2 pseudogenes are annotated in these 357 nt (G+C 38.4%); both read right to left on the reverse strand.

What is annotated here, in order from left to right:
* Positions 1-87: pseudogene (locus AB5935_RS25705) on the reverse strand (oxidoreductase); the annotation flags it as partial.
* Positions 88-161: 74 nt separating this feature from the next.
* Positions 162-357: pseudogene (locus tag AB5935_RS25710) on the reverse strand (Crp/Fnr family transcriptional regulator); the annotation flags it as partial.

Genomic DNA, 357 nt, shown 5'->3' on the forward strand with positions numbered 1-357 from the left:
GCCGATAAGATAATCTTCTTGAGAATAGACTTCTGCCAATCCGCGACCGATGCCGGAAGTTGCACCTATAATTATAATTTTTTTCATGAAATACAATATACTTTGTTTGCCCGCAAAAGTAAGGGTAGGGAATAAATAAACTCTTGATTGAAATCAAGAATTTATTTTTGTACGACTTTTCTTCGGATACGACTTAATGTTTCGGGACGAATCAGAAGATAGGAAGCCAGTTCTTTTAAAGTTATCAGTTTCAGTAAGTCGGGACAACGGTTGATAATTTCAAGATAGCGTTCTTCCGGTGTCAGGCTGTACATTGAAATCATCCGGTCGTAGACTTCCCACAATAAGGTTTCTGCG

The sequence above is a fragment of the Phocaeicola sp. RTP21198st1_B8_RTP21198_201120 genome (assembly GCF_040929485.1).
Classification (GTDB): domain Bacteria; phylum Bacteroidota; class Bacteroidia; order Bacteroidales; family Bacteroidaceae; genus Phocaeicola; species Phocaeicola dorei.